The sequence below is a fragment of the Synechococcus sp. R3-13 genome (assembly GCF_047462195.1).
Taxonomy (GTDB): Bacteria; Cyanobacteriota; Cyanobacteriia; order Thermostichales; family Thermostichaceae; genus Thermostichus.
Genome location: NZ_JANSIO010000081.1, coordinates 1 through 1,465, shown reverse-complemented (window position 1 = coordinate 1,465; position 1,465 = coordinate 1). Strand labels below are relative to the sequence as shown.

Here is a 1,465-nt window from a genome sequence, read left to right as displayed (position 1 = left end):
CAGAAGGGGATGGTGGTGACGGTGGCTGCCGACCTGCTCAGCTTAACCCTATTGCAACCCCCAGGAGAGTGGGGAGCGGACATCGTGGTGGGATCCACCCAGCGCTTCGGCGTGCCTTTGGGCTATGGCGGCCCCCATGCGGCTTACTTCGCCACCCGCGAGGCCCACAAGCGGCTGCTGCCAGGACGGCTGGTGGGGATTTCTCAGGATGCTCAAGGCAAGCCAGCCCTGCGCTTGGCGTTGCAGACCCGCGAGCAGCACATCCGGCGGGACAAGGCCACCAGCAACATCTGCACTGCCCAGGTGCTTTTGGCGGTGATGGCCTCTATGTATGCCGTCTACCACGGCCCCCGCGGCTTGCGACACATAGCCGAGCGCATCCACCGCCAGGCCCATCACTTGGCCACTGGGATCTGCCAGTTGGGTTATGAGGTGGGGCCCGAGCATTTCTTCGATACCTTCTGGGTCAAGGTAGCTTCTCCAGAGCAGGTGCAGGCGATCCAGGCCGGCGCTGCCCAGCGACAGATCAACCTACGCCAGATCGATGACCAGACGCTGGGGATCAGCTTGGATGAGGCTACCACCGCTCAGGATCTGCGGGATCTGTGGGAGATCTTCGCCGGAACCCTTCCCCGCAGCGGAACGGAGTCCTTACCGCCCGCTTGGGATCCCGACAGCCCAGAGCTGGACTTGGGCCAGAGCCTGCCGCCCCAGCTCCTGCGCACCACCCCCTACCTCACCCATCCGGTCTTTAACCGTTACCACTCGGAAACTGAGCTGCTGCGCTATATCCACCGCCTGCAAAGCCGGGATCTGGCTCTCACCCATTCCATGATCCCCTTGGGCTCTTGCACCATGAAGCTGAATGCCACGGTGGAGATGATGCCGGTTACCTGGCCGGAGTTTGCCCAGCTCCATCCTTTTGTGCCCCTGGAGCAGGCCCGTGGCTATCAAGCCCTTTTTGCCCAGTTGGAAAAGATGCTGGCGGAGATCACCGGCTTTGCCGGAGTTTCTCTGCAGCCCAATGCCGGATCTCAGGGGGAATATGCCGGCCTGTTGGCTATCCGCCGCTACCACCAAGCCAGAGGGGAAAGCCGGCGGCAGGTGTGCTTGATCCCCACCTCGGCCCACGGAACCAACCCGGCCAGCGCCGTGATGGCGGGGATGCAGGTGGTGAGCGTAGCTTGTGATGAAGCCGGCAATATCGACATTGAGGATCTGCGGGCCAAGGTGGAGCAGCACGGGGAGCGGCTGGCCGCCTTGATGATCACCTACCCTTCTACCCACGGTGTGTTTGAGGAAGGGATCCGCGAGATTTGCCAGATAATCCACGAGGCGGGGGGACAGGTGTACATGGATGGGGCCAACCTCAACGCTCAGGTGGGCCTCTGCCGTCCTGCCGAGCTGGGGGCCGATGTCTGCCACCTCAACCTGCACAAGACCTTCTGCATTCCCCACGGGGGGG

Annotated in this window: 1 protein-coding gene; it reads left to right on the top strand. The window is 62.9% G+C overall.

Annotated elements, in window-relative coordinates; translation table 11 throughout:
• On the top strand, positions 1 to 1,465 hold a 1,465-nt coding region (locus NW856_RS02730), incomplete at both ends, for a beta-eliminating lyase-related protein (protein WP_414398973.1).